Raw genomic sequence first — 737 nt, forward strand, 5'->3', positions numbered from 1 at the left:
GTAGCTCTGCTCGATCCAGTGCCGGACGCCGTAGATCCGGACGACTTCGTGCAGGCCGGCGGCGGGTTCAGGGCTGTTGGCCTCGTGAGGTCCGCCGGGTCGGGGCAGGTCGGTGGCCAGGTACCAGGTCCCAGGTGGCTTGCGCGGGCAGCGTGGCCGGGTCGGTGGTGGCCACGACCAGGCGGACGTTCCCGTCGGGTCCCCACCAGCCGAGGCGGGCATCGGCAGCCCACCATGTCTCGGTGTGCCCGTCACGGAAGTTTCGCTCGACCGGGGTCCGGTCCCCTGGATGTTCGGGGTTTGTCCAGGTCAGGGCGTGGGCGGCATGGGCAGGGGTGTAGGCGTCCTTGCCGTAGGCCCAGGTGCCGTGGCTCGGTTTGAGAGCCATGACGAACGGCAGCCCTGCCGCGTCGAGTTGTCTGCGGAAGCCGTCCTGGTCGCCGTAGGCGCAGTCGGCGGCCACGGCCCGGAAGGCCACCCCGGCAGCCTTCGCGGTGCGGGCCAGCTCTGCGGCGATCTGCGGTTTCGTGCGGAAGCCGGGGTCGCTCTTGTCCTTGGGGAAGTGATGGGCGGGGCTGTAGGACACGGCGTGCAGCGGGTAGTACAGGTTCTCATCGGCCCAGCAGGTGGTCACGGTGACGATGCCGTTGTCGGTCTTGCCCAGCCGGCCCAGCCACTGGCGGCCGATGTGCGCGGTCGCCTTGCCGTCCTTGCGGTCGCCCGAATCGTCGATCACC

Annotated in this window: 1 protein-coding gene; it reads right to left on the reverse strand. The window is 70.1% G+C overall.

Features of this window, described 5'->3' with window-relative positions; all coding sequences use genetic code 11:
- Positions 1-67: 67 nt before the first annotated feature.
- The coding region (locus tag NBY69_RS37135; protein WP_250306691.1) for a transposase at positions 68-737 on the reverse strand (670 nt) is incomplete at its 5' end.

Source organism: Streptomyces sp. A 4/2, assembly GCF_940670765.1.
Taxonomy (GTDB): domain Bacteria; phylum Actinomycetota; class Actinomycetes; order Streptomycetales; family Streptomycetaceae; genus Streptomyces.